Origin of the sequence: Roseivivax isoporae LMG 25204, assembly GCF_000521865.1 — a bacterium.
GTDB lineage: Bacteria > Pseudomonadota > Alphaproteobacteria > Rhodobacterales > Rhodobacteraceae > Roseivivax > Roseivivax isoporae.
Genome location: NZ_JAME01000178.1, coordinates 1 through 376, shown reverse-complemented (window position 1 = coordinate 376; position 376 = coordinate 1). Strand labels below are relative to the sequence as shown.

Sequence of the window (376 nt, the reverse complement as noted above, 5' to 3'; positions counted from 1 at the left end):
CCTCGATCGAGACGCAGGGCGCGGGCGGCGGCGGCCGGCCCGGCGACCGCGAGGCCGCGATCTTCCGCGACATCGAGCGCCTGCGCGTCCTGCGCCGCCGCATCGGGGACGGGCTGGCGAAGGAGGTGCGCCACATCCGCCCCGGCGGCCGGCGCCGCGCGATCCGTCTGCGGGACCTCGTCGATCAGGTCTGCTGCGCGGACAGAACGCTCACTGACGTGCTGCGCGGGCACGGATGGGGTGTCGATGCCAAGTGCAGGGATGGTCTGCGACGTGCTCTATGTGGTGCTCTGGACCGCATGCAGGGCTTCGGGCTCGTCTACCCACAAGAAGCCGCTTGACAGAAAGCCTCACCGGATTCATCACTTGTGGCATC

General features: G+C 69.9%; 1 pseudogene. It reads left to right on the top strand.

Annotated features, from left to right (window positions below):
• Positions 1–341: pseudogene (locus tag RISW2_RS25320) on the top strand (hypothetical protein); the annotation flags it as partial.
• Positions 342–376 lie beyond the last annotated feature (35 nt).